Source organism: Streptomyces sp. KM273126, assembly GCF_004337435.2.
In the GTDB taxonomy this organism is placed as follows: domain Bacteria; phylum Actinomycetota; class Actinomycetes; order Streptomycetales; family Streptomycetaceae; genus Streptomyces; species Streptomyces acidicola.
The window spans coordinates 5,053,146-5,078,352 of sequence record NZ_SJXB02000001.1; the positions used below are offsets into that span (position 1 = coordinate 5,053,146).

The window sequence follows — 25,207 nt, forward strand, 5'->3', positions numbered from 1 at the left end:
CGTGAAGGCCACGAGGCCTTCGCGAGCGGGAGCGTGTTCTAGCCGAACTGCTGCTCCAGGTCCTTGAGCTTGCGCTCCAGGGAGTCGAGCCGGGGCAGCGCCATGGTGTCGTCCTCCGCGGTGAGGTCGACGGTGACCGGCTTGTCAGAACTCCCGCGGACGGGCTGCAGTGAGGGACGCGTACGAACGGGCAGCGGGTCCGGCGCGGATAGGGCAGGCTCCGCGGGGGCGGGCTCGGAGACGCGCTCCACGGTGGTCACGTCCATCTGCCGCCCGCCGCCGCGGCCGGGCAGACCCCGGTGGCCGCGGCTGATGGCCTTCAGGTGGGCACGCTCCAGGCGCTCCTGGTCGCGCTTGCGCTCGCGCTTGTCGTCCTTGATGCGCTTGTCCTCGCGCACCTCCTCCACGGCCTCGTCCAGGGAGCGCACACCTTCGAGGAGCATCAGCGACCAGGCCTTGTACGTCTCGCGGGGCGCGCGCAGCCAGCGGACGACGCGGATCTGCGGCAGCGGGCGCGGGACCAGGCCCTGATCGCGCAGCGCGGCACGGCGGGTCTGCTTGAGCGCGCGGTCGAACAGCACGGCGGCGGAGAGGGACATGCCCGCGAAGAACTGCGGGGCGCCGTCGTGGCCGAGGCCCCTGGGCGCGTGCAGCCAGTTGAACCAGGCCGCGGCGCCCGCGAACGTCCACACGAGTATCCGGGAGCCGAGCGCGGCGTCACCGTGGCTGGCCTCGCGCACCGCGAGCACGGAACAGAACATGGCGGCGCCGTCCAGTCCGAACGGAACCAGGTACTGCCAGCCGTCGCTGAGGCCCAGGTTCTGTTCGCCGAAGCCGACCAGGCCACGGAAGGAGAGGGCGGCCGCGACCGCGGCACAGCAGAAGAGGAGGGCGTAGGAGGCCGTGGCGTAGAGGGCCTCCTTGCGCCGACGGCGCTCCTCACTGCGCTCCCACGAGTCCTCGGTCTTCGCGTGCTCCCCGGACCGCTTGCCGCGCGCGAGCACCGCCATCGCCGCCAGCATGCCCAGGAGCAGCACGGCGCCCGGAAGCAGCCAGTTCAGCGATATGTCGGTCAATCTGATCAGTCCCTTGCAATGGGATGGGGCGTAACGCCCGCCATAGTGGCCCAATCACCGCAGCCCTCAGGGGGTTTCGGGGCAAGAGACCGCCAAGGAAGTGCAAGAAGATGCGCAAGGCGGCATTCTGCTCGAACGGCCGGGCGAGGGGCGGGAGTTGAGTGCGAGCCACACTACCCGTACGGGTGGTTCCTCGGAAAGTTCCTGTGTCGGGTGAGGAATTTGTGAATCTCCTGTAACCCGAGTGCGGTCCATGCCGCTTGTGGATCTTACGGCACATGCCGCACACCGCTGCGCGGGGTGCGTTGCGGAACGGTTGCGGATTGCCTTCGGGCTGCCCGTGGCGGGGCGTCAGCCGACGGTGGCCGCCGTCAACTTGGCGATGCGCTCCGTGTCGCAGACGCGCGGGCAGCTGGGGCAGGTGTCCTCGGGGCGCAGTGTGTAGAACATGCAGCAGCTGACCCGGTCCCGGGTGGAGAGCGACTCGCCCTTCGGGCCGGTCAGTTCGCGGAAGGCCGCGGCACCCACGTACGGCTTGGTCGTGCCGGGCAGCAGCAGTTCCAGCTCGCGCTGTGCGCGCTCCTCCTCGCCGAGCAGCTGGGCGACGTACCAGATCCCCTCGACGACCTCGTCGGTCGCCATGCCCCACAGGGCGCGCCCTCGGCGCCGCATGCGCGGGCCGAAGCCGCCGAGGACCGGTTCGACGTGCTCGGCGATCGCCGCCCGCACCTCGGCCCGCAGCGCCTCCTCGTCCGGTACGACCCGCGCGCCAGGCAGGGCGGCCGCCGGGTCGCCCGGCAGGCACGCGAACGCGCCGACCCGGACGGCCAGGCGGCCCTCGGTCCGCTGGAAGGCGACGTGCTCCACGGGGAAGCGGGGTACCCGGCGCGTCAGGAACCACGGGACGGTGAACAGCAGACCGGCCGGCCACGCGTAGCGGTGCAGGCCGAAGCTCGCGATGACGTCCGGGCGCGCCTTCTGGCCGTAGTCCCGCAGTATCTGCTCGTCGTCCCAGGTGAGGAACGCGTCGAGGTCGGCCCCGCCCTCCGCGAGCCGCGCGACCGGAACCCAGCCGTCACCCCGCGGTGTCTCGTCCGCGGGGGAGAGCTCTGTCACGTCCAGGTGCGGATACACCTCGGTGAGCCGCGTGTACGCATCCGTGACCGGCGACGCGGCCGGTGCTGGGAGCGGCATGGGGAACCCCGTTTCGCGGTCGTCGAGCCCGGCGGTGATCAAAAGGTAAGGCTTACCTTACCCGAGCTGGTCGATATTTGAACTGACGCTCGGTGCGCTTATCGTGCTTAACGACCCGTAACAACCGCTGTGGCAATCCCGAGTACCCCACGCACCATCGACCCGGAGGAGAACCCGTGGAGCAGGCCGGACCGCGCCCGCGCGACCCGCAGGGCTCCACAGGCATCGACACCGACAGCGACACCGGGACCGACGCGGACATCGGGACCGGCACGGACATCGGGATCGAGGCCGCCTCCGGGGCCGAGCCCGGGTTCCCCGTAGTGCGCGGTCGGGCCGCACGGGTGCCGGAGCAGCCCGGGGTGGCGGACGCGAACCGGGCGCGGGGGCTCGCCCCGGGCGCCGCCCATCCCGCGCGGGGCGACACGGTCCGGGGTGAGCACACCCACAGCGAGCCGCCCATTCCCCGTCCGGTCCTCCAGCGGGCCTCCGTCCGCGGTCAGATCCTCGACGCCCTGCGGGCCGCGCTCGCCGCCGGGGAGCTCACACCGGGCGAGGTGTACTCGGGGCCCGCCCTGGGCGAGCGTTTCGGGGTGTCCGCGACCCCCGTGCGCGAGGCCATGCAGCAACTCGTCGTGGAGGGCGCCGTCGAGGTCGTGCCCAACCGCGGCTTCCGCGTCGTCGAGCGCGGCGCCCGCGAGCTGGCCGAACTCGCCGAGATACGGGCGCTGATCGAGACGCCCGTCGTGCTGCGCCTGGCCCGCACCCTGCCCGCCGAGCGCTGGGCCGAGTTGCGGCCCCTCGCGGAGGAGACGGCCCGGGCGGCGGCGTCCGGCTGCCGGGCGACGTACGGCGAGGCCGACCGGGCGTTCCACCGTGCGGTACTCGCTCTCGCGGGCAACGAACAGCTCGTGCGTATCGCGGACGACCTGCATCGTCGCTCTCAGTGGCCGTTGGGGGGCGAGCCGGCGCGCTGCCGCGCCGAGCTGATGGCGGACGCCGCTGTGCACCTTGCCCTGCTTGACGCGCTGACGGCACAGGACTCGGGTGCGGTGCAGGCGCTGTTGCAGGAGCACTTCTCTGGCGTGTGAGTGCGCCCCCGGGAGCGCCACAGCGGTTCGGGTGGCTTCCGGGCCGCGGGTTGTGTGTGGTTGCTCGCGCCCACGCGGCGGAGCCGCATAATGTCACCGCCCCGCGCCCCTTTTCCGGGGCGCGCCCTCACACACTCAGTTGCCCCTCAAGCCGTTGCCGCCGGTGGGGTCAACTGGCGTGCCAGCCACGTCGGTACGCCGCCCAGCAGTCGGAACAGGCGGGTCGCCTCCGCCCTCAGGCGGGTCGCCTCCGGGTCCGTCTCCGCGTCCGCCAACGACGCGAGCGCCGGGGCCGTGCCGACGAGGTAGCCCAACTCCTCGCGGATGCGCAGGGATTCGGCGAAGCCGTGGCGGGCCTCGGCCAGTTCGCCGTCGCGGAGTGCCAGTCCCGCGAGGTGACGCCAGGTGAACGAGAGCAGCAGCGGGTCGTCGTGGGCGGTGGCGCCCGCGTGGGCGCGGCGGTAGGCGGCGCGGGCCGCCTGCGGGGAGCGGGCCAGGTTCTCGGCCAGAAGGCCACGTCGGAAGTCGAGGAGGGCCCGGCCCGGTGCGCCCGGAGCGATCAGGGCCGCCGCCCGGCCGAGCGCCGCACGTGCCTCGTCCGCCCGGTCCCGTACGCCCAACAGGGTTGCCGCGTATGCCAGTTGGCCGCGCTCACAGGCTGCCGCGCCCCGCTCGTCGTCGCTCTGGGCCTGCGCCTCGGCCGTGCGGAGCGCGTCCTCGGCGTCCTCCCAGCCCTGCTCGGTGTAGAGGCAGCGCTCGACGAGGAGCGAGGCCCGCTGGAGCGAGGCCGCCGGTGTGGTCGGCTGGAGCAGGGCCGCCGCGTCGGCCCAGCAGGCGCGCGAGCGCAACCGCCATACCGCGGTCTGGAGCGGATCGTCATCCGCGGTCGTTCCCGTACCAGACATGGCGGGATGCGCCACGTTGCCCTCCCCGAGCGCGCCTTCGAGCTGTTGAGTGGTGGCGGCATCTCAGCACGGATCGCGGTACCCGGCCAAGGGGTCGGGTGAAGGATTTCACAAAGTCATGGGGTGAGACGGGGCGCACGGACGGCACCGCGTGCCTCCCGCCGTGCACCCCCGTGACCTCAGCTCATGCGCAATGCCAGGAAAAAATCAAGCTTGTCCTCAAGGCGCGAGAGGTCCCGGCTCGTCAACTGCTCGATGCGGCCCACCCGGTACCGCAGCGTGTTGACGTGCAGGTGCAACCGGGTGGCGCAGCGCGTCCACGAGCCGTCGCAGTCGAGAAACGCCTCCAGGGTGGGGATCAGTTCGGCGCGGTGGCGGCGGTCGTAGTCCCGGAGAGGGTCGAGGAGGCGGGCCGTGAACGCACGGCGGACGTCGTCCGGGACGAACGGAAGCAGAAGCACATGGGACGCCAGCTCCTGGTGGCCCGCCGCGCACACCCGGCCGGGCCGCGCCGCCGCCACCCTGCGCGCGTGCCGCGCCTCCTCCAGCGCCCCACGCAGCCCCTCGGCCGAGTGAACCGCCGCGCTCACACCGAGCGTGAGCCGCCCGTCGTCGTTCAGGCCGGCCGTCAACGGGACGCGCACGGCCTCCAGGAGCGCTTCGGCGACGACACCGGACTCGGAGCCGTCGTGCTCGGAAGAGACCGCCGGGAGCGGGACCAGCGCGACCGCCTCGCCACCGGTGTGGGCGACGGCGATACGGTCGGCGTGCTCGGACCCGGCCGCAGGAGGGCCGACGAGGATCTCCTCCAGCAGCGCCTGCGCCACCGGCCCGCCGACGGTGTCTTCGCCCTCTGCGCCGTCCACGCCGTCCCACTCCACGCGGGCCACGACCACCTGCCAGTGCGGAGCCGCTCCCAGGCCGGGCAGCAGCACCGGAGCCGCCACCCGCAGCCGGGCCGCGATCTCGGCGGGCGCGGCACCCGCCTGCACCAGCTCCAGCACCTCCTGGGCGAGCCGCCGCCGTACCGTACGGGCCGACTCCCGCCGGTCCCGCTCGACCGCGATCAGCTGGGTGACCCCGTGCAGCAGATCGAGCCGCTCCTCGGCCCAGTCCCCGGCGTCCGCCTCGACCGCGAGCAGCCACTCGGAGAGCACGGTCTCGCGTACGTCCCGGGCGGTGGCCGCGGTCCGGCCGGTGCCGCGGACCGGGAACAGCGAGTACGTCGTCGTGCCCACGGTCACCCGGTGCGGTGCGCGCCGGCCCGAGCGAGTGGCCGCCAGGTGCTCGGCGGCGAGCCGGGCGCACACGTCGGCGGGCAGCGCGGGCCCGCCCACCCTCGGGCTCGCGACGAGCCGCCCGGTGGGGGACAGCACCCACGCGCCCAGGTCCAGGTCGGAGCCGAGCAGGTCAAGGACCACGTCCGGACCGCCGCCCGCCGGTCCCGAGGTCATCATCCGGCGGTGCCGGTCCACCACAGCCGCCAGGTCACCGGCCCGCTCGCCCGAGACCTGCCGGACGACGTGCTCCGTGATCGTCGCGAAGGCCACCGACTCGCTGACCGCGAACAGCGGCAGCCGATGCCGGGCGCAGGCCTTGACCAGGTCCTCCGGTACGTGCCCCAGCTCGGCCTCACCGGCGGCGACCGCCGTGACCCCAGCGCCCACCAGGATCTGTACGAAGGGCTCGGAGTCCGCGGCGTCCCGGCGCCACGCGAGCCCGGTGAGCACCAGCTCGCCGCCCGAGAGGTAGCGGCTGGGGTCGCGCAGGTCCGTGGTCATCACGCCGCGCACGGTGCGGTCCAGTTCGTCCTCGCCACCGAGCAGCCGCAGGCCCAGCGCGTCGGTGTCCAGCAGTGCGCGCAGCCGCATGTGTCTTCGCCGCCGTTCTTGTCGGGTCGTCGTGTCCGGAAATCTACGTTCGATCAGGGGCGGGGCGCCCGGCGGGGGGTGCCCCGCGTGGGACCGGAGGGAGTGCTTTCCGGCTGCCTGGGTGGTGTCCTGGGGGTTTCCGCGGCCGTACTCACTGTTTCCCGGGGAAAACGGTGAGGTTACCGATGGCCTGCGTTCATACGAATCTACAAGATGGCTGCTCTGGCCAGCCAACTCCTTCATGTTTTCCGTGACTGACCCAGGCCGGGCACGGCGCTGTGTACTGGTTCCGTCCCACGCGAACAGCCCCCGGACGAGCCGGGCCGCCCGCACACGATCTGGCTCAAACGAAGCGGCCCACGAGACGAAGAAGAGAGCCGGTCATGGACTTCCTTCGCCCCGCCAGCTGGGAGGAGGCGCTCGCCGCGAAGGCCGAGCACCCCACCGCTGTGCCCATCGCGGGCGGCACCGACGTGATGGTCGAGATCAACTTCGACCACCGCCGGCCCGAGTACCTCCTCGACCTCACCCGTGTCGGCGACCTCTACGAGTGGGAGGCCGGCGAGGACAGCGTCCGGCTCGGCGCCTCGGTCCCGTACACCAGGATCATGGAGAACCTGCGCACCGAACTGCCGGGACTCGCCCTCGCCTCCCACACGGTCGCCTCCCCGCAGATCCGCAACCGCGGCGGCGTCGGCGGCAACCTCGGCACCGCCTCCCCGGCCGGCGACGCCCACCCGGCCCTCCTCGCGGCCGGAGCCGAGGTCGAGGCCGAGTCCGTACGGGGCACGCGGCGCATCCCGATCGACGCCTTCTACACGGGCGTGAAACGCAACGCCCTCGCGGCCGACGAACTGATCCGCGCGGTGCACATCAACAAGGCGGACGGCCCACAGCAGTTCTCGAAGGTGGGCACCCGGAACGCCATGGTGATCGCGGTCTGCGCCTTCGGTCTCGCACTGCACCCCGAGACCCGCACGGTCCGTACCGGCATCGGATCGGCCGCCCCCACGCCGATCCGCGCCACGGCCGCCGAGGAGTTCCTGAACGCGGCGCTCGACGAGGACAACCTCTGGGACAGCGGCCGGATCATCGCCCCGTCGGTCGCCAAGCAGTTCGCGGAACTGTGCGCGGCCGCCTGCAACGCGATCGACGACGTCCGCGGCACCGCGCGCTACCGCCGCCACGCCGTCGGCGTCATGGCCCGCCGCACACTGATGTGGACCTGGGAGTCGTACCGCGGCAACGCCCGCACCATGGAGGGAGCTGCCTGATGCGCGTCAACTTCACGGTCAACGGCCGTCCGCAGCAGGCCGACGACGTGTGGGAGGGCGAGAGCCTTCTGTACGTACTGCGGGAGCGGCTGGGACTGCCCGGCTCCAAGAACGCCTGCGAGCAGGGCGAGTGCGGATCCTGCACCGTACGGCTCGACGGAGTGCCGGTGTGTTCGTGCCTCGTCGCGGCCGGGCAGGCCGAGGGGCGCGAGGTCGTCACGGTGGAGGGGCTCGCGGAGCACGCCCGGCAACGCGCCGGCGGCGAGGACGCGTGCGGGACCTCGCTGGACGAGGCCAGGCGGTGGTCACCGCGAGGACCCGGCTCCCGGAGCGACGAGGGCACCGAACTCGCCGCCGTCCAGCAGGCGTTCATCGACGCGGGCGCCGTCCAGTGCGGCTTCTGCACCCCCGGCCTCCTCGTCGCCGCCGACGAGATGCTGGAGCGCAACCCCAACCCCACCGACGCGGACATCCGCGAGGCCCTCTCGGGCAACCTCTGCCGCTGCACCGGCTACGAGAAGATCATGGACGCGGTCCGCCTGGCGGCAGCCCGGCAGGAAGAGGGGGCCTGAACGCATGCCGACGAACGGCGCTCCTACGAGAATCACCCAGGGCTCGCACACCAGTGGCGGTATCGGCGAGTCCACGCTCCGCCCGGACGGCACCCTCAAGGTCACCGGCGAGTTCGCGTACGCGTCCGACATGTGGCACGAGGACATGCTCTGGGGCCAGATCCTGCGCTCCACGGTCGCGCACGCAGAGATCGTCTCCATCGACACCAGCGAGGCCCTCGCGACACCGGGCGTGTACGCCGTCCTGACGTACGACGACCTGCCGACCGAGGTGAGGCATTACGGCCTGGAGATCCAGGACACCCCCGTCCTCGCCCACGGCAGGGTCCGCCACCACGGCGAGCCCGTCGCCGTCGTCGCCGCCGACCACCCGGAGACCGCGCGCCGCGCCGCCGCCAGGATCAAGGTGGAGTACCGGGACCTGCCGGTCATCACGGACGAGGCGTCCGCGACCGCCCCCGACGCGGTTCTCCTCCACGAGAATCGCACCGACCCCCACGCGGCGCACGTCCGGCACCCGAACATCGTCCACCGCCAGCCGATCATCCGCGGCGACGTGGAGCGGGCCCGCGGACGCGCCGACGTGATCGTCGAGGGCGAGTACGTCTTCGGGATGCAGGACCAGGCGTTCCTCGGCCCCGAGTCGGGCCTCGCGGTGCCCGCCGAGGACGGCGGCGTCGACCTGTACATCGCCACCCAGTGGCTGCACGCCGACCTCCGCCAGATCGCGCCCGTCCTCGGCCTGCCCGAGGAGAAGGTCCGGATGACGCTGTCCGGCGTCGGTGGCGCCTTCGGCGGCCGTGAGGACCTGTCGATGCAGATCCACGCCTGCCTGCTCGCCCTGCGCACGGGCAAACCGGTCAAGATGGTCTACAACCGCTTCGAGTCCTTCTTCGGACACGTCCACCGGCACCCGGCGAAGCTCTACTACGAGCACGGCGCGACGCACGACGGTAAACTCACCCACGTCAAGGCCCGCATCGTCCTCGACGGCGGCGCGTACGCCTCCTCCTCACCGGCCGTCGTCGGCAACGCCGCCTCGCTGGGCGCCGGCCCGTACGTCATCGACGACGTCGACATCGAGGCCGTCGCCCTCTACACCAACAACCCGCCCTGCGGCGCCATGCGCGGCTTCGGCGCGGTCCAGGCGTGCTTCGCATACGAGGCACAGATGGACAAGCTGGCCGCGCGGCTCGGCATGGACCCGGTGGAGTTCCGGCGGCTCAACGCGATGTCGCAGGGGTCCCTCCTGCCGACCGGGCAGGTCGTGGACTCCCCGGCTCCGGTCGCCGAACTCCTGCGCCGCGTCAAGGCGATGCCGCTGCCGCCCGAGCAGCAGTGGCTCGTGGCGGGCGAGGAGGCCGACGTACGCCAGCTCCCCGGCGGCCTGTCCAACACCACGCACGGCGAGGGCGTCGTCCGCGGGATCGGCTACGCGGTCGGCATCAAGAACGTCGGCTTCTCCGAGGGCTTCGACGACTACTCGACGGCCAGGGTGCGCCTGGAGGCCGTCGGCGGCGAGCCGGTGGCGACGGTGCACACGGCCATGGCGGAGGTCGGCCAGGGCGGCGTCACCGTCCACGCGCAGATCGCCCGCACGGAGCTGGGCGTCGCACAGGTGACGATCCTCCCCGCGGACACCCGGGTGGGCAGCGCCGGTTCGACGTCGGCGTCGCGCCAGACGTACGTCACCGGCGGCGCCGTGAAGAACGCCTGCGAGCTGGTGCGCGAGCAGGTCCTGGAAAGGGGCCGCCGCAGGTTCGGCGCCCACCACCCGGCCTGGGCGACGGCCGAACTCCTCCTGGAGGGCGGCAAGGTCGTCACCGACGGCGGTGAGGTCCTCGCCGACCTGGTGGACGTGCTCGGTGACGAGGCCGTCGAGATCGAGCAGGAGTGGCGGCACCGGCCGACCGAACCCTTCGACCTGCGCACGGGACAGGGCTTCGGCCATGTGCAGTACTCGTTCGCCGCGCACCGGGCCGTCGTCGAGGTCGACACCGAACTCGGCCTGGTCAAGGTCATCGAACTGGCCTGCGCCCAGGACGTCGGCAAGGCGCTCAACCCGCTCTCGGTCACCGGCCAGATCCAGGGCGGCACGACTCAGGGACTGGGCGTGGCCGTGATGGAGGAGATCATCGTCGACCCGAAGACGGCGAAGGTACGGAACCCCTCCTTCACGGACTACCTGATCCCCACGATCCTCGATACGCCGACCATCCCCGTCGACGTGCTCGAACTCGCCGACGACCACGCCCCGTACGGGCTCCGCGGCGTCGGCGAGGCCCCCACCCTGTCGTCGACTCCGGCCGTACTAGCGGCCATCCGGAACGCGACGGGCCTGGAGCTGAACAGGACGCCGGTACGCCCGGAGCACCTCACGGGCGGCTGAGCCCCGTCGGAGGAGGCGTCCGGGGGCGGCCCCCGCGGGCGAAAAGGACGAGGAGACCGAGAGATGCTGGACATCGCCGAAGAACTGCACCGGTGGGTCGAGCAGGAACGCGACTTCGCCGTGGCCACCGTCGTGGCCGTCGCCGGCAGCGCACCCCGCCGGCCGGGCGCCGCCCTCGCGGTGGACACCGACGGCACGGCCATCGGCTCGGTCTCCGGCGGTTGCGTGGAGGGCGCCGTCTACGACCTGTGCACCCAGGCGCTCCAGGACGGCGAGCCCGTCCTCGAACGCTTCGGCTACAGCGACGAGGACGCCTTCGCCATAGGCCTCACCTGCGGCGGCACCATCGACATCCTCGTCATGCCGGTCCGCTCCGGCGACCGGGCCCGCCCGGTGCTCGCGTCCGCGCTGTCCGCCGCCGCGCGGGGCGAGGCGGCGGCGGTGGCCCGGATCGTCTCCGGGCCGGCGGACCTGCTGGGGCGCGGGCTCCTCATACGGTCCGGTGGCGCGTACGGCGTCGCGTATGAGGGCGCGTACGAGGGCGGTTTCGGCGCCCACCCCGAGCTGGACCGCACGGTCGCGGCCGAGGCGGGCGCCTTCCTGGACGCCGGACGCACCGGCACCCTGGAGATCGGAGAGCAGGGCTCGCGCTGCGGAGCACCGCTCACACTCCTGGTGGAGTCCTCGGTCCCGCCGCCCCGGATGATCGTCTTCGGCGCGATCGACTTCGCGTCGGCACTCGTCCGCATCGGCAAGTTCCTCGGCTATCACGTGACGGTGTGCGACGCCCGCCCGGTGTTCACGACCGTGGCCCGCTTCCCGGAGGCCGACGAGGTCGTGGTCGAGTGGCCGCACACCTACCTGGAGCGCACCTCGATCGACGCCCGCACGGTCCTGTGCGTCCTCACCCACGACGCCAAGTTCGACGTACCGCTGCTGAGGCTCGCGCTGCGGCTGCCCGTGGCGTACGTCGGCGCGATGGGCTCCCGACGCACCCACCTCGACCGCAACCGGCGCCTACGCGAAGCCGGCGTCACGGAACGGCAACTGGCCCGCCTCCGCTCGCCCATCGGCCTCGACCTCGGGGCCCGCACCCCGGAGGAGACGGCCCTGTCCATCGCCTCCGAGATCGTCGCGGCACGGCGGGGCGGCAGCGGGGTACCACTGACCGGGGCGCACACGCCGATCCATCACGACGTGGCCTCGGACGCAGCGGCGCGGGCCGTGGCGGGACGTATCGGTTCAGTGGCCTGATCAGTGGCCTGAGCGGACCGCGACCCGCTCGGACGGGAACCGGTACACGTACACGTACACGTCGAGTCCGGGTCGCGCCCTCAGGGCGCCGGTTCCTGCCGCAACAGACCGTCCACCGCCCGCCCGAACATCCAGCGGGCCGCGCCCCTCAGGGGCCGGTCGAAGACGCGGGGCAGGAGGCGCACCGACAGGTCCTCGCGCCAGATGACCCGGGATCCTCGGGCGCCGTACGGGTGGACCTCGATCTCCGCCCAACCGATGACGAACCCTCCCTGTTTGGCCAGACGGCACAGGGCAGTCAACGTGGCCCCTGCCGGCGGCTGCCAGGTCACGACCTCCATGGGGTCGTCGAAGGCGAACGGGCCGATGCCGGAGCGGGCCACGAAGACCGTGCCCTCGCGGGTCGGTGGGGGAGTGCGCACGGTGACACGGGTGAGGGGGGCCACGTCGGCGTGGCGTTCCCAGTCCGTGAGGCGGAGCCAGGCCTGGTCGACGGAGAGCGGGGTGATGCGTTCCAGGGCGAAGAGGACCACGACGTGATCGTAGGCAAGCATGCACGATCGCCGCACGTCGCTACGGCCGCACGCCGCGACGGCCCCACGCCGCGCCCACCCCGTCAAACGTCCAGCAACTCCCGCACCACCACCGGCATCCCCGTCTCGAACGACCGGTTCGCCGCCAGCCCTGTGACCAGGGACCGCGCCCCGTCGACCCCGTCCGCCGCGCGTCCCAGCGGGTCCGGGGTGGACGAGCGCTCCCCGAACAGATCGGCCAGCATCCGTACGTCCCCGCCCCCGTGTCCGCCCTCACCCGTGGGCACCTTCACCTCGCGAGGGGGCTCCCAGAAGCGGCGCACCAGCAGCTCCGTGCGCCCGGCCTCGTCACCCACCGCGGCGCCGTGCATGACCGCGCTCGCCCCATCCGTCCGCACCTCGGGCCGTGTCCACGTCGACTCCTCGACCAGCAGCTCGATACGGCCCTCGCTGCCGTTGAAGGCGATGCGGTAGCCCTCCCAGGGGGCGTACGCCGTGAGGTGGTAGGTCAATGTGGCGCCGGACGCGTACCGCACCAGGACCGCCATGTCGTCCTCGATGGTCACCCCGGGCCCGAACACGTTCTGGTCGCGGTGGTAGCCGTCCTCGTGCTCGGCGTCCAGGTACAGCGAGGTGAGGACGGAGGAGTCCGCCAGGTGGACGGCGAAGGGGTCGTCCTTGGCCGCCGCGGAGCCGTGGGCCCGGTCGTAGTCCCGGGCCAGGCCGCGGCGGCGGCCCGCCTCGTCGCCGTAGAAGAACAGGCCGCCCTGGGCGTAGACCGTCTCGGGCCGTGAGCCGAGCCACCAGTTGACCAGGTCGAAGTGGTGGGTCGACTTGTGGACCATGAGGCCGCCGGAGTTGGCCTTGTCGCGGTGCCAGCGGCGGAAGTAGTCGGCGCCGTGCCGCAGGTCCAGCAGCCACTCGAAGTGCACCGAGCCGATCTCGCCGATCTCGCCGGAGGCGATCAGTTCCCGGACGGCCGAATGCACGGGGTTGTAGCGGTAGTTGAAGGCGACCCGGACGTCGCCGCCCGTGCGCTGTTGCGCCTCGATGATGCGGCGGGCGCGGTCCGCGTCGATCGTCATCGGCTTCTCGGTCACCACGTCGCAGCCCGCCTCCAGGGCGCGCACGATGTAGTCGTCGTGGGTGCGGTCCACGGTGCAGACCACGACGAGGTCGACGCGTTCGCGGCGCAGCATCTCGTCGAAGTCCTCGGCCGCGTAGGCGGGGACGGGTGCGCGGCCCGGGTGGGCGGCCGCGAGGAGGTCGTTGTGGACGGCCATACGGTGGGAGTTGACGTCGCAGAAGCCCACCAGTTCGATCCGGTCCGTGTAGGGACTGTGCGGACCCGTCAGCGCCTCGGTGAAGAGCTGGGCGCGGGCGCCCAGGCCCACCACGGCGACGCGGCGGTGTCGTGGCGATGCGGTGCAGAGGTCTTGTTGTGACATCCGGATCTTCCCTAGGGTCGGGCGGGGTGGAAGCGCTTTCTACCCGGAAGGGGTGACCCGCATGCCCGGAAGCAGGACAAGGACGTCCTTCAGGCCCCGCGCCGCGGCCACGGCACTCGCGCTCTGTGTGGTGCTCGCCGGCTGCTCGGGAGGGGACGGATCGAGCAGCGCCGGTGGCAAGGTCGTGCTGCGCTACACCTGGTGGGGGAACCCGGACAGGGCGGCCAGGACCCAGGAGGCCGTCGACCTCTTCGAGAAGAAGAACCCGGGGATCGAGGTGCAGACCTCGTTCTCCGGATACGACGCCTACAAGCAGAAGCTCGCCACCCAGGCCGCGGGCGGCGACGCCCCCGACGTCATGCAGCTCGACTACCGCATGATCGACCAGTACGCCTCCGGAGGCGTACTCATGGACTTCGCCGAGCAGCCGGGCGCCCTGGACACGGGCGAGTTCGACGCCGGGCTCCTCGCCACCGGCAAGGTCGACGGCAAGCAGTACGCGATCCCGCAGGCCCGCGGCACCGAGACCGTCGTGTACGACACCAAGCAGTGGGAGGCCAGCGGGGTCGAGCTGCCCCGCGAGGGCTGGACCTGGAGCGACTGGGCGGATGCCATGCGCGCCCTCGCCGAGAAGACCGGCAAGCCCGGCGCCACCGACCCGGGGCAGAGCGAGGACGCCTTCGAGATCTGGCTGCGCGGACAGGGCAAGGCGCTCTACACCAAGGACCGGAAACTCGGCTTCACCGCCGACGACCTGGCCCGCTGGTGGACCTTCACCGACAAGCTGCGTCGCGAAGGAGCCGTCTCGTCCGCCGAGCAGACCACCCAGATCGACGGCACCGTGGAGAACACCCCGCTCGGACGCGGCTACGTCATCGCAGACACCAACTGGGACGCTCCGTCCAGCGGCTTCCTCGCGCTCATCCCGGACGGGGTCACCCTCGCGCCGATGCCGTCCGGGGAGGACGGCACCCCGGGGCAGTACTTCAAGCCCTCGATGTTCATGGGCGTCTCCGCCGACGCGACACACCCCAAGGAGTCCGTCCGGCTCATCGACTTCATGCTGAACGACGCGGACGCCGCGAAGATCCTCGGCGCCACCCGCGGCATCCCCGTCAACGAGACCCTCCGCGACGCGATCGCCCCCGGACTCAAGGACTTCGACAAGACCGTCTACGACTTCCAGGCCTCGGTCGACGGCAAGCTCGACGCTCCGCCCCAGGCGCCCCCTTCGGGCGACAGCGCGCTGCAGACCACCTTCCAGCGCGACTACGACCAGGTGTCGTACGAGCGGATGTCACCCCGTGAGGCAGCCGAGAACTACATCACCGAGGCGAACGCGGAGCTGAGGCCATGACCACCACGCAGACGCAGGCGGCCGTACGGGGGCCGGAGGCCGGGGTTCCGAAGCAGCCCGTTCGACGCCGACGCGAGGGCGCAGCCTGGGTGTTCCTCTCGCCCTGGGTGCTCGGCACCTGTGTGCTGACCCTGCTCCCCATGGCCGTCTCGCTCTATCTCTCCTTCACCGACTACGACCTGTTCAACTCGCCCAACTGGGTGGGCCTGCGCAACTACACGCAGATGTTCACCGAGGACCCGCGCTACTGGCGGTCCGTGGGCACGACCCTCACGTACGTCGTCATCGCCGTGCCCCTGCAACTCGGCCTCGCGCTCGTCGTCGCCCTCGCCCTGAAGGGCATGAAGCGCGGCAGGGCCTTCTACCGCTCCGCCTTCTACGCGCCCTCCCTGCTCGGCGCCTCGATGTCCATCGCCCTGGTCTGGCGGGCGATCTTCAACGACGGCGGCACCGTGGACAACCTCCTCGGCACCGGCGGCTGGGTCAACAAGCCCGGCTGGGCACTCTTCGCGGTCGCCCTGCTGACGGTGTGGCAGTTCGGCGCGCCGATGGTGATCTTCCTCGCCGGACTCCAGCAGATTCCGGGGGAGTTGTACGAGGCCGCCGAGGTCGACGGCGCGAGCCGGTGGCGTCAGTTCCTCTCCATCACCGTGCCGATGCTGTCCCCGGTGATCTTCTTCAACCTGGTGCTCCAGACCATCCAGGCCTTCCAGGTCTTCACCCCCGCCTTCGCGGTCAGCGCGGGCAAGGGCGGGCCCGCCGACTCCACGCTCTTCTACACGCTCTACCTCTACGACCGCGGCTTCGTCGCCTCCCACATGGGCTACGCCTCCGCCATGGCCTGGGTGCTGCTGATCGCCATCGGCGCCGTCACCGCGGTGCTGTTCCGCACCTCGCGCTCCTGGGTCTTCTACGCCTCCGAGGGGGACCGATGACCACCACGATGACGTCAACCACCGTCGCACGTAAGCCATTTGACAGGCGGCACATCGCCCTGCACGCCGGGTGTCTGGCCGCACTGCTCGTCATGCTGTACCCGCTGGCCTGGCTGCTCGCCACCTCCGTCAAGCCCGCGGACGAGGTCATCGCCAGCCTCAACCTGCTGCCCGGCAAGCTGGAGTGGTCGAACTACGAGACCGCCCTGGACGGCGTGAACGACGTCACCGTCACCCGGCTGCTCACCAACTCCCTGCTCATCGCGGGCGGCGCGGTCATCGGCAACGTCATCAGCTGCTCCCTCGCCGCGTACGCCTTCGCCCGGCTGCGGTTCCGCTTCCGGGGGCCGCTCTTCGCGTTCATGATCGCGACGATCATGCTGCCGCACCACGCCGTGCTGATCCCGCAGTACATCATCTTCAACCAGCTCGGCATGGTGAACACGTACTGGCCGCTGATCCTGCCCAAGTTCCTCGCCACGGAGGCCTTCTTCGTCTTCCTCATCGTGCAGTTCATGCGCGGGCTGCCGCGTGAGCTGGAGGAGGCGGCGCGGATCGACGGCTGCGGCCCGTTCCGCAGCTTCTTCAGCGTCATCCTCCCGCTGACCAGGCCCGCGCTGATCACCACCGCGATCTTCACCTTCATCTGGACCTGGAACGACTTCTTCACCCAGCTGATCTACCTCTTCTCACCCGAGAAGTTCACGCTGACGCTGGCACTCAGGTCGTTCGTGGACGCGTCCAGCACCTCGGCCTTCGGCCCGATGTTCGCGATGTCGGTGATCGCGCTGCTGCCGATCGTGCTGTTCTTCCTCGCCTTCCAGCGGTTCCTGGTCGAGGGCATGGCGAACTCCGGGATCAAGGGGTGAGCGGGATGCGGACGACCCGCGAGGCGGGCGAGATCTTCGGCCCGCGCATGACGCTGTTCGCGGACGTCCTGAGCGTCGGGTTCGCCACGGCCGTGGCCTGTCTGCCGCTGGTGACCGCGCCCGCCGCGCTGTCCACGGCGTGCGCGGTGCTGCGAGGCGTACGGGAGGACCGGCCGGCCACCGCAGGGCGGTACTTCGCACTGCTGGGGCGGCGGCTGCGCGCGGGCGACCTGGCGGCCGGGGCCGTCGCCCTGGCGGGCGTGCTGCTGGCCCTGGCCGACCTGGCGCTCGCCCGCGCCGGGCTGCCCGGCGCCCCGGCCTTCGCGCTCGCCGCCGCGGCCATCAGCGCGGCGGCCGTCGTGGTGGGCCTGCGCGCCTGCGGCCGTCCCGAGTCGGTCACCGACTGGCCCGCCGCCGTACGGGCGGCCGCCCGCGACACCGTACGCGACGCCGGCGGCAGCGGACTCGTCCTGCTCGCCCTCGCGGCGGCCGTGCTGTGCGCGTGGGCACTGCCGCCGCTGCTGTTCCTGGTGCCGGGCCCGCTGGCCATGGCGCTCACCGCCGTCGACGTACGAGACGTACGGGACACCGGACCGAACCCGGGGGAGAACACGTGATGGGCCGAAGGGCCTTCCTCGCCACCACCACAGCCACTACGGTGGGGATCACCGAGGTCCCGGACATGACCACCAGCGTGGCCGACGCGGCCGAGCCCCAACTGGATGCCGACTTCCTGGAGTTCCTCACCACGGCAGCCGACGCCCGCGCAGCCGCGCTCCTCACCGGCTACCAGGCGCACATCACCGAGCTGCGGGAGAGGGGCAGGGCCCGCTCCACGGCCCGCGCGCTGCGTACGCTCACCTCCACCTACGTCCACGACGGCTCGGCGTACCACCACTCGGCCGAACTCCTCGCCCCCATGGCCGAGCTGGCCGGGGCGCTCGCCGACGAGCAGGAGGACGGCCTGTGGGACCACGGCACGGGCGGCGGCTCGCCGCCGGACACCGCGTTCTCCATCGTCGACCTGAACCTGACGTACCACCTGCTGGACGGGGACGGACACCGGCCGACGGTCACGCTGCGGGGCGTGATCGAACGCGTGCTGCGCGCGGCCGGCCCCGCGCTCGCGACCGGCGGACTGCACACCGCCAACCACCGCTGGCTGGTGTGCGCGGCCCTCGCACGCATCCACCGCAGATGGCCGCACCCCTCGTACCGCAGGCGCATCGACGACTGGCTGGCCGAGGGCATCGACCAGTTGCCCGGCGGCGAGTACAGCGAGCGCAGCCCCACGTACTCGGCCGTTGTCACGAACCCCGCTCTGCTCGTGCTGGCCCGCCACCACGGACGGGCCGACCTCTACGAGAACGTGCGCGCGAACCTCGCCGCCACGCTGTACGTGATCGAGCCCAACGGCGAGGTGGAGTCGGTCCATTCGCGGCGCCAGGACCAGACGGCGCTGCGCTACCTGCCCGAGTTCTGGATGCAGTACCGGGAGCTGGCGATCCGGTACGGCGACGGGCGCTTCGCGGCGGTGGCGCGGCTGCTGCGGGAGCGGGGCGCCGGGCAGACCTTCGGCGAGACCCCGCTGGGCGAACGGCTCGCCCAGGTCCTCGACCAGCCCGAGCTGGCCCGGCGGCTCCCCGAACCCGCCGAGCTGCCCACGGACTTCGAGCACCACGACGCCGGCTGCGGGCTGGTACGTGTGCGCCGGGGCGCGCGCACCGCGAGCATCTTCGGCGGTACGGACTTCCCGGACGTGCGCGCGATCTCCTCCGGCCTGTCCACCAACCCCACCTTCTTCAAGCTGCGCAAGGGCGCCGCCATCCTGGACTCGGTGCGGCTCGCCCCGCAGTTCTTCTCGCTCGGGCACTTCCGGGCCGAGGGCCTGGAGCGCACCGGCGACGGGTGGCGGCTCCACGCCGAGATGCGGGGCACCTGGCACCACCCCCTGCCGCGGGCGCACCGGCGCGAGGACGGCGCCTACCCCCTCACCGACGACGGCCGCTTCTGGTCCGCGATGGACTTCCCGCACCGGCCGAATGAGTACCGCACACTCCGTACGGAGATCCTGGTGAAGGAGACCGGCGACGGAGCCTGGGACCTGCACGTCGGCCTGTCCGGTGCTGCGTGCCCGTTCGCCCTGGAGCTGTGCTTCCGGCGCGGCGGCACACTGAGCGGGGACGGACTCGAACCGGTGGGCGGATCCCCGGACACGTATCAGCTCGTCACCGGCGAGGCCTCGTACACCGTCGGTGACGACCGCATCACCTTCGGCCCCGGCAACGGCAAGGGCGGACGGCAGCCGGCGGTCGTGGACGCGGGGGAGCGGTACTCCTGGATGAACGGCGCGCTCGTTCCGGACGGCGTCCGCGTACTCATCACCGGCAGGTCGCCGCTCTCGTACCGGCTCGGGCTGCGCTGAGCGGCCCCGGGGCGGGGCGCGGCGTGGCGTCCGCGTCGCAGAGGGTGACGGAGAGGTGAGTTTGCGGGCGAATCGGCTCCCGGTGTTTGAGGCAGGCGTGGCAGGGCGACCCGTGTGAGCCCAGGGTCCCCTAGAACGTCCGGGACGGAGCCCACCATGACCCCCTATGCCGTGGTGATCCCGACCCTCGTCCGCGACACGCTCGCCGACTGCCTCGCCGCGCTCGCCGCCGCGATCGGACCGGCGCCCGCCGAGATCGTGCTCGTCGACGACCGGGCCGTGGCCCTGCCCGGGCCGCTGGAGCACCCGTTGAGCGTGCTCGGGAACCTGCGGGACCGTACGACGGTGGTGAGCGGCGGCGCCCACGGACCGGCCGCCGCACGGAACTCCGGGCTGCGGCGGGTCACATCACCGTGGGTGGTCTTCCTGCACGACGACGTACAGGTCGGACCGCACTGGTGCGAGCAGATGGCCGCGGACCTGGACGAGGCGTCGCCCGAGACCGCCGGGGTGCAGGGCGTGATCACCGTACCGTTGCCGGCGGAGCGCCGCCCCACCCAGTGGGAGCGGTCCACGGCGGAGCTGGCCCGGGCGCGGTGGACCACCGCCGACATGGCCTACCGCACGGACGTCCTCCAACAGGTCGGCGGCTTCGACGAGCGCTTCCGGCGGGCCCACCGCGAGGACACCGACCTGGCGCTGCGCGTCCTGGACGACGGATGGCGCGTCCGTCGCGGCCGGCGGAGCACCCGGCACCCCGTGCGCACCACCGGCCGGTGGGTGTCGGTGCGGGCTCAGCGAGGCAACGCCGACGACGCGTTGATGCTGCGGCTGCACGGGCCGGGCTGGCGGGCCAGGGCCGCGGCGCCGCGCGGCCGGGTCCGGCGGCATCTGGCGATCACCACGGCGGGGGTCGCCGCGTGCGTGCTCGCGGCGACCGGGCGCGGGGCGGCTGCCGCCGTGGCCGCGGTGGGGTGGGCCGTGGGGACCGGTGAGTTCGCCTGGGCCCGTGTCGCGGCCGGGCCGCGGACGCGGTACGAGGTCGTCACGGAGCTGGCCGCGAGTGTTGTCATTCCGCCTGTCGCCAGTTGGTACTGGCTTGGCGGGGTGTGGCGTTATCGGGGGGCCGAGCCCTGGTGCGGGGGGTGTCGGTGATCGCGTAGTCGCCGTAGGTGGTTCGGTTGTATGGCGGCTGCGGGTTCGTTGTGGCTGGTCGCGCAGTTCCCCGCGCCCCTGAAGGGCCCGCTGCGCGGCCCCCATGTCGCCTGATCTTCCCCAGGGTCCTAGCCGCCGAGCGCCGCCAAGAGCTCGTCCGCGCTGTCCGGTACCACCCCGGCCGCGAAGTCGGCGCGGACCCGGAGGGCCGCCGCGCGTCCCGGGGCCGAGCGGCACCAGCGCCACCAGCGTTCCAACTGCGCCTCGTCGAGGTGCTCCACGGGGACGACGGCGGGCCAGCCGCAGGCCCGTGCCTGCGCGGTCACCTTCGCGCCGCCCGCCACGGGATCGACGGCCAGCACGGGTATGCCGGCGCGCAGCCCGAGCACCAGACCGTTCAGCCGGTCGGTGACGACGAGGTCCAACCGCGCGAACACGGACTGGAGTTGCCCCGGGGTGGCACTCAGGTGCCAGTCGAGCGTGTCGAGCCGCGTGTCCAGTTCGAGGCACGCGCAGTCCTTCCCGGCCAGCCACCGCGTCAGCTCGTCGGAGACCTCTCCGTGCCGTCGCAGCGTCCCGTACTCCCCGTGCCCCAGCGTGAGGACCACCCCGACGACGGGGGACGCGGGCGTCGCCGGTGCCCGGGCCGCCAGGTCCTCCACCGGCTCGGCGCCCGGCGCGTCCCGGGCCAGGACCTGGTGGAATCCGGTCACCGCCGGATCACCGGCGTCGATCACCGACACGCCCACGGCGATCCGCACACAGTGCCGGAAGCGCCGGTGCAGTTCGGTGATCCGCTTGCCGTGCAGGGGACCGCTCACGAACACCAGGTGCGAGTAGATCCGGGGCCGCACATGCTCAAGGTCCAGGTCCCCCGGACGGAACGCGGGACTCCACGCCACGTCGTACGCCAGGTCCTCACGGCGCAGTACGTCCTCCACACGCCGCAGCGCCAGGACATCCCCGGCGGTGGCCTCGCCGTCCCGAAAACTGAACCATCCGGTCAGCAGAATCCGCTGTCGCACAGTGCCGAACGGGTTCCCCTCGTTCCCGGAGCCAGTCGGCCACGTCGCCGGCCGGTCACTTGTGGCCCACCGTGTCCTGGCCGTCGAGAGCCTCGTGCGAGGCCTCCAGTGGCGCGGTGGCGCCCTCGGCCGCCGGGGTCTGGGGCCGGCGGAGGCGGGCGGTGAGGCGCAGAGCCACGGGCTCGGTCCAGCGGGCGGTGAGCGGGCCGAGGATCACCAGGATCAGGACGTACGCCGTGGCCAGCGGGCCGAGGGAGGGCTCGATGCCCGCCGTGACGGCGAGCCCGGCGATGACGATGGAGAACTCGCCGCGGGCGACCAGGGTGCCGCCCGCCCGCCAACGGCCCTTGGCCGAGATACCGGCCCGCTTCGCGGCCCAGTAGCCGGTGGCGATCTTCGTGGCCGCGGTGACCAGGGCCAGGGCGAGCGCCGGCAGCAGCACGGGCGGGATGCTCGCGGGGTCGGTGTGCAGTCCGAAGAACACGAAGAACACGGCGGCGAACAGGTCCCGCAGCGGGGCGAGCAGGCTGTGCGCGCCCTCGGCGACCTCCTGCGACAGGGCGATGCCGACCAGGAACGCACCCACGGCCGCGGACACCTGGAGCTGCTGGGCGACCCCGGCGACCAGCAGGGTCAGCCCGAGGACGACCAGCAGCAGCTTCTCGGGGTCGTCGCTGGAGACGAAGCGTGAGATGTGCCGCCCGTAGCGCACCGCGACCAGCAGGACGAGCCCGGCCACACCGAGAGCGATGGCCAGGGTGAGGCTGCCCGCCGCCAGACCCGCCCCGGCCAGCAGTGCCGTGAGGATCGGGAGGTAGACGGCCATCGAGAGGTCCTCCAGGACCAGGATGCTCAGCACCACCGGGGTCTCCCGGTTGCCGAGCCGCCCCAGGTCGCCCAGCACCTTGGCGATGACACCGGAGGAGGAGATCCAGGTGACGCCGGCCAGCACGACCGCGGCGACCGGCCCCCACCCGAGCAGCAGCGCCATCGCGGCACCCGGCAGCGCGTTGAGCGCGGCATCGACGAGACCGGCCGGGTACTGGGTCTTGAGGTTGGAGAGGAGATCGCTGGCCGTGTACTCCAGGCCCAGCATGAGCAGCAGCAGGATCACGCCGATCTCGGCGCCGATCGCCACGAACTCCTCACTGGTGCCCAGCGGCAGCAGCCCGCCCTCCCCGAAGGCGAGACCGGCCAGCAGGTACAGCGGAATCGGCGAGAGCTGGAAGCGCCCGGCGAACCGGCCGAGCAGTCCCAGACCCAGGATGATCGCGCCGAACTCGATCAGGAAGACCGCGGAGTGCATCGCTCACTCCCGCCCGAGTATCGTCGCGGCCGTCTCCACACCCTCGCGGGTGCCGATCACGATCAGCGTGTCACCGCCCGCCAGCCGGAAGTCCGGGGTCGGGGACGGAATGGCCTCGGCGCGGCGCAGCACGGCCACGATCGAGGCGCCGGTCTCGGTGCGCATCCGGGTGTCGCCGAGGACGCGCCCGTTCCAGTACGAGGTGGAGGACAGCTCGACGCGCTCCGCCACCAGGCCCAGCTCGGTCGTGGACAGCAGGTTCGGGCTGTGGTGGTCCGGCAGCAGCGCGTCCACCAGCGCAGCCGACTCGCCCGTGGTCAGCCGCAGGGACAGCGAGCACGCGTCCGGATCGTCGTCGCGGTACGCGTTCACCGTCCGCGTCCCGTCCCGGTGCGCCACCACCGACACGCGGCGGTGTTCCCGCGTCGTCAGGTCGTAACGGACCCCGATCCCCGGCAGGGGTGTACTGCTCAGGCGTGTCGTGCCCACGACCGTCCTCCAGTCTGGATCGTCTGCGTCTCGGCGACGCCGGTATGGGCAGCCGGGAGAGCGGGCCCCACCATCGGGGCGGCACACAGAACCGGTGACAGCCCTTTCGAGCCGGCCGGCGGCACTCCCCACGGAACGCGGAACGACCGTGGACCCTCCGTGGCAGTCCTCCCGGGCCGCCCGTGCAGTACACCCTAACCGGGGCCCGAATGTGCAGGCGGGGGCGCCCCCGGTGAGTGGGATGGGACAATCCGCTTCCCGGAGGAGCGGGTTGTGGCCGCAGGGCGGTCCGCGGTGCCACCGCGGGACGGCGTGGCGGTGAGGGAAGGGAGCATGACCGTGGTCGAGTGGGTCAGGATCGGCAGCGGGGGACGGGCTGTTCCCGATCCCGTTGCCACACCGTTCGTCTGGTCGGGGGCCTTCGGCGGCGCACTGGTCCTGATGGCCGTCTTCACCCTGCTCGGCGGCGTCGGCCGCCCGACACCCGCCCTGGTGGCGCTGTCCCTGATGGCCGCGCTCCTCGGAGTGTGGGCGCGGTTCGTCGCGGCGCCCGGAACGGCCGTGCTGTGCTGGCTGTTCCTCAACGGCTTCGGCATACCGCCCGCGGGCACGCTCAGCTGGGCCATCGCGCGTGACACGTTCTGGCTTGCCTGTCTGCTCTCCGCGGCCCTCACGGGTACGGCCGTCGCCCGCGTCGTCAACGCCCGCGCCGCGTACCGCCGTATCACCCCGCAGCAGGGCCCGGCGTATCGCCCGCCGGCCGACGGCGACCCCTTCTGACCGACCGTTCGCCAGGAGCCCCCGGCGTACGCGGCGGCGCGAACACGGGCGGGCCGTGCGGCCCGCCCGCCCCCACGCTACGTCAGGCCGATCTCCTGGCAGGCGGCCTCGTACTTCGGAGTGCAGATGTCCTTGACGGTGTAGACGTCGTCCCGGATCACGGTCTCCTTGATGTTGTCCTTCGTGAGGGCGACCACCGGCACCAGCATCGACGGGATGTCCTCCTGCGTCGGGCTGTCGACCTTGTCGCGGGTCAGCGCGTCGAACTCGATCGAGCGGCCCTGGACCTTGGCCACCGCTATCTCCGCGGCGTTGTTCGCCTCCAGCAGGAACGACTTGTACACGCTCATGTACTGCTCGCCCGAGATGACCCGCTGCACCGCGTCCAGATTCGCGTCCTGCCCGGTCACTGGAGGAACCTTGCTGACGCCGGCCTCCTTCAGCGCGTCGATGGCGGCGCCCGCCAGGCCGTCACTCGCGGTGTAGACGGCGGCGATGTTGCTGAGCCCCATGGACTTGATCGCCTTCTCCGTGTTCGCCTTGGCGACCGCGGGCGACCACTCCTTGGTGTAGTAGGACTTGGCGATGACCACGCTGCCCTGCAACTGCTTGAGCGCGCCCTGCTTGACCAGCTCCGTGTTCGGGTCGGCGACCGAGCCGTTGATCATGACGACCTTGCTGTCCTTGGCCCTTTCGCCGAGAGCCTCCACGACGGCACGGCCCTGCACCTCCCCGACGAGCGCGTTGTCGTGCGAGATGTACGCGTCGATCGGGCCCTCGGCGAGCCGGTCGTACGCGATGACGGGGATGCCCGCGTCCTTGGCCTTCTGGATGTCCGGGGCTATGGCCTTGGCGTCCAGCGCGTCCACGACGATGACGTCCACCTCGGCGTCGATCATCTCCGCGAACTGTCTGCTCTGCTTGGCCATGCTCGCATCGGCGTTGGCGTAGAGGACCTTGCCCTTGTCGTCGGTCAGGTCAGCGACCCGCTTCTTGATGAGGGGGTAGTCGAACTTCTCAAAGCGAGCTGTGTCCTTGTCGGGCAGGAGGAGGCCCACTGTGATGTCGTTGCCCTTTCTCGGGGACGCGGCGTCACTGCTGCCGCCGACTCCGTCGACGGCACCGCACGCGGTGAGTGAAAGGGTCGCGCTCGACGCGACGAGGGCAAGGGCGAAACGACGCACAGCGATCCTACGGGTGGTATCAGCGTTCACATCAGGTGCCTTCCGGGGGAAAGAGAGCATCCTGGCAACCAGGTG

22 protein-coding genes are annotated in these 25,207 nt (G+C 71.9%); 12 read left to right on the forward strand and 10 right to left on the reverse strand.

Annotated features, from left to right (window positions below):
- Nucleotides 1–38: 38 nt before the first annotated feature.
- Together E0500_RS21560 and E0500_RS21565 are read right to left on the reverse strand one after the other, a co-directional pair.
- Entirely contained in the window at nucleotides 39–1,082 is a 1,044-nt protein-coding gene (locus tag E0500_RS21560; protein ID WP_131563896.1) for a DUF2637 domain-containing protein, read from the reverse strand.
- A 345-nt stretch (nucleotides 1,083–1,427) separates the two neighbouring features.
- Nucleotides 1,428–2,270 (reverse strand): (2Fe-2S)-binding protein, encoded by an 843-nt coding sequence (locus tag E0500_RS21565; RefSeq protein ID WP_131563890.1) that lies wholly within the window; start codon nucleotides 2,268–2,270, stop codon nucleotides 1,428–1,430.
- Nucleotides 2,271–2,554: 284 nt separating this feature from the next.
- On the opposite strand from E0500_RS21565, the gene E0500_RS21570 reads away from it, so the two are divergent.
- On the forward strand, nucleotides 2,555–3,361 hold the full coding sequence (locus E0500_RS21570; RefSeq protein ID WP_309505238.1) for a GntR family transcriptional regulator: 807 nt from the start codon (nucleotides 2,555–2,557) through the stop codon (nucleotides 3,359–3,361).
- 146 nt (nucleotides 3,362–3,507) lie between these two features.
- Here E0500_RS21570 and E0500_RS21575 read toward each other — a convergent pair whose 3' ends face one another.
- Nucleotides 3,508–4,266 carry a hypothetical protein gene (locus tag E0500_RS21575; protein WP_220140568.1) on the reverse strand — a complete coding sequence of 253 codons (759 nt, stop codon included), beginning with the start codon at nucleotides 4,264–4,266 and terminating at the stop codon, nucleotides 3,508–3,510.
- Nucleotides 4,267–4,445: 179 nt separating this feature from the next.
- Nucleotides 4,446–6,137 (reverse strand): PucR family transcriptional regulator ligand-binding domain-containing protein, encoded by a 1,692-nt coding sequence (locus E0500_RS21580; RefSeq protein WP_131563888.1) that lies wholly within the window; start codon nucleotides 6,135–6,137, stop codon nucleotides 4,446–4,448.
- 383 nt (nucleotides 6,138–6,520) lie between these two features.
- Here E0500_RS21580 and E0500_RS21585 point away from each other — a divergent pair, with 383 nt between their 5' ends.
- From E0500_RS21585 to E0500_RS21600, 4 genes are all read left to right on the forward strand, one after another.
- Entirely contained in the window at nucleotides 6,521–7,411 is an 891-nt protein-coding gene (locus E0500_RS21585) for a xanthine dehydrogenase family protein subunit M (RefSeq protein ID WP_131563887.1), read from the forward strand.
- Nucleotides 7,411–7,983, forward strand: coding sequence for a (2Fe-2S)-binding protein (locus E0500_RS21590; protein WP_131563886.1), 573 nt, complete (start codon nucleotides 7,411–7,413; stop codon nucleotides 7,981–7,983). Before E0500_RS21585 ends, E0500_RS21590 begins: the two co-directional genes overlap by 1 nt.
- 4 nt (nucleotides 7,984–7,987) lie before the next feature.
- A complete protein-coding gene (gene pucD, locus E0500_RS21595; protein WP_131563885.1) occupies nucleotides 7,988–10,372 on the forward strand; it encodes a xanthine dehydrogenase subunit D in 2,385 nt (794 codons plus the stop codon).
- A 63-nt stretch (nucleotides 10,373–10,435) separates the two neighbouring features.
- The gene (locus E0500_RS21600; RefSeq protein WP_131563884.1) at nucleotides 10,436–11,626 is read left to right on the forward strand and encodes an XdhC family protein; all 1,191 of its coding nucleotides are present in this window, start codon (nucleotides 10,436–10,438) and stop codon (nucleotides 11,624–11,626) included.
- Nucleotides 11,627–11,706: 80 nt separating this feature from the next.
- Here E0500_RS21600 and E0500_RS21605 read toward each other — a convergent pair whose 3' ends face one another.
- Together E0500_RS21605 and E0500_RS21610 are read right to left on the reverse strand one after the other, a co-directional pair.
- Nucleotides 11,707–12,159 carry an SRPBCC family protein gene (locus E0500_RS21605; RefSeq protein WP_131563894.1) on the reverse strand — a complete coding sequence of 151 codons (453 nt, stop codon included), beginning with the start codon at nucleotides 12,157–12,159 and terminating at the stop codon, nucleotides 11,707–11,709.
- An 83-nt stretch (nucleotides 12,160–12,242) separates the two neighbouring features.
- Nucleotides 12,243–13,607, reverse strand: coding sequence for a Gfo/Idh/MocA family protein (locus tag E0500_RS21610; protein ID WP_131563883.1), 1,365 nt, complete (start codon nucleotides 13,605–13,607; stop codon nucleotides 12,243–12,245).
- Between the two features lie 61 nt (nucleotides 13,608–13,668).
- On the opposite strand from E0500_RS21610, the gene E0500_RS21615 reads away from it, so the two are divergent.
- The 6 genes from E0500_RS21615 (at nucleotide 13,669) to E0500_RS21640 (ending at nucleotide 20,348) form a co-directional block, all read left to right on the forward strand.
- The gene (locus E0500_RS21615; RefSeq protein ID WP_131563882.1) at nucleotides 13,669–14,964 is read left to right on the forward strand and encodes an ABC transporter substrate-binding protein; all 1,296 of its coding nucleotides are present in this window, start codon (nucleotides 13,669–13,671) and stop codon (nucleotides 14,962–14,964) included.
- Nucleotides 14,961–15,899 (forward strand): carbohydrate ABC transporter permease, encoded by a 939-nt coding sequence (locus tag E0500_RS21620; RefSeq protein ID WP_131563881.1) that lies wholly within the window; start codon nucleotides 14,961–14,963, stop codon nucleotides 15,897–15,899. Before E0500_RS21615 ends, E0500_RS21620 begins: the two co-directional genes overlap by 4 nt.
- A gap of 8 nt (nucleotides 15,900–15,907) precedes the next feature.
- The gene (locus tag E0500_RS21625; RefSeq protein ID WP_131563893.1) at nucleotides 15,908–16,768 is read left to right on the forward strand and encodes a carbohydrate ABC transporter permease; all 861 of its coding nucleotides are present in this window, start codon (nucleotides 15,908–15,910) and stop codon (nucleotides 16,766–16,768) included.
- A gap of 5 nt (nucleotides 16,769–16,773) precedes the next feature.
- On the forward strand, nucleotides 16,774–17,385 hold the full coding sequence (locus tag E0500_RS21630) for a hypothetical protein (RefSeq protein WP_131563880.1): 612 nt from the start codon (nucleotides 16,774–16,776) through the stop codon (nucleotides 17,383–17,385).
- Complete coding sequence (locus tag E0500_RS21635) at nucleotides 17,385–19,193, forward strand: hypothetical protein (protein WP_181587089.1); 1,809 nt, start codon at nucleotides 17,385–17,387, stop codon at nucleotides 19,191–19,193. The genes E0500_RS21630 and E0500_RS21635 overlap by 1 nt, the downstream gene beginning before the upstream one ends.
- Nucleotides 19,194–19,349: 156 nt before the next feature.
- The gene (locus E0500_RS21640) at nucleotides 19,350–20,348 is read left to right on the forward strand and encodes a glycosyltransferase family 2 protein (protein ID WP_131563879.1); all 999 of its coding nucleotides are present in this window, start codon (nucleotides 19,350–19,352) and stop codon (nucleotides 20,346–20,348) included.
- Between the two features lie 128 nt (nucleotides 20,349–20,476).
- Here the strand turns inward: E0500_RS21640 and E0500_RS21645 are convergent, their stop codons facing one another.
- Genes E0500_RS21645 through E0500_RS21655 form a run of 3 tightly spaced genes read right to left on the reverse strand, consistent with a single transcriptional unit; the run spans nucleotide 20,477 to nucleotide 23,153 of the window.
- Nucleotides 20,477–21,373: a polysaccharide pyruvyl transferase family protein gene (locus tag E0500_RS21645; protein WP_131563878.1), complete on the reverse strand. Its 897-nt coding sequence runs from the start codon at nucleotides 21,371–21,373 to the stop codon at nucleotides 20,477–20,479.
- 55 nt (nucleotides 21,374–21,428) lie between these two features.
- A complete protein-coding gene (locus tag E0500_RS21650; RefSeq protein WP_131563877.1) occupies nucleotides 21,429–22,679 on the reverse strand; it encodes a cation:proton antiporter in 1,251 nt (416 codons plus the stop codon).
- Nucleotides 22,680–22,682: 3 nt separating this feature from the next.
- Complete coding sequence (locus E0500_RS21655) at nucleotides 22,683–23,153, reverse strand: cation:proton antiporter regulatory subunit (protein ID WP_131563892.1); 471 nt, start codon at nucleotides 23,151–23,153, stop codon at nucleotides 22,683–22,685.
- 354 nt (nucleotides 23,154–23,507) lie between these two features.
- Between E0500_RS21655 and E0500_RS21660 the strand changes: the two genes are divergently transcribed.
- Entirely contained in the window at nucleotides 23,508–23,948 is a 441-nt protein-coding gene (locus tag E0500_RS21660) for a hypothetical protein (RefSeq protein WP_131563891.1), read from the forward strand.
- A 77-nt stretch (nucleotides 23,949–24,025) separates the two neighbouring features.
- On the opposite strand, the gene E0500_RS21665 is transcribed toward E0500_RS21660, so the two are convergent.
- Entirely contained in the window at nucleotides 24,026–25,132 is a 1,107-nt protein-coding gene (locus E0500_RS21665) for a substrate-binding domain-containing protein (RefSeq protein WP_309505109.1), read from the reverse strand.
- Between the last annotated feature and the right edge of the window lie 75 nt (nucleotides 25,133–25,207).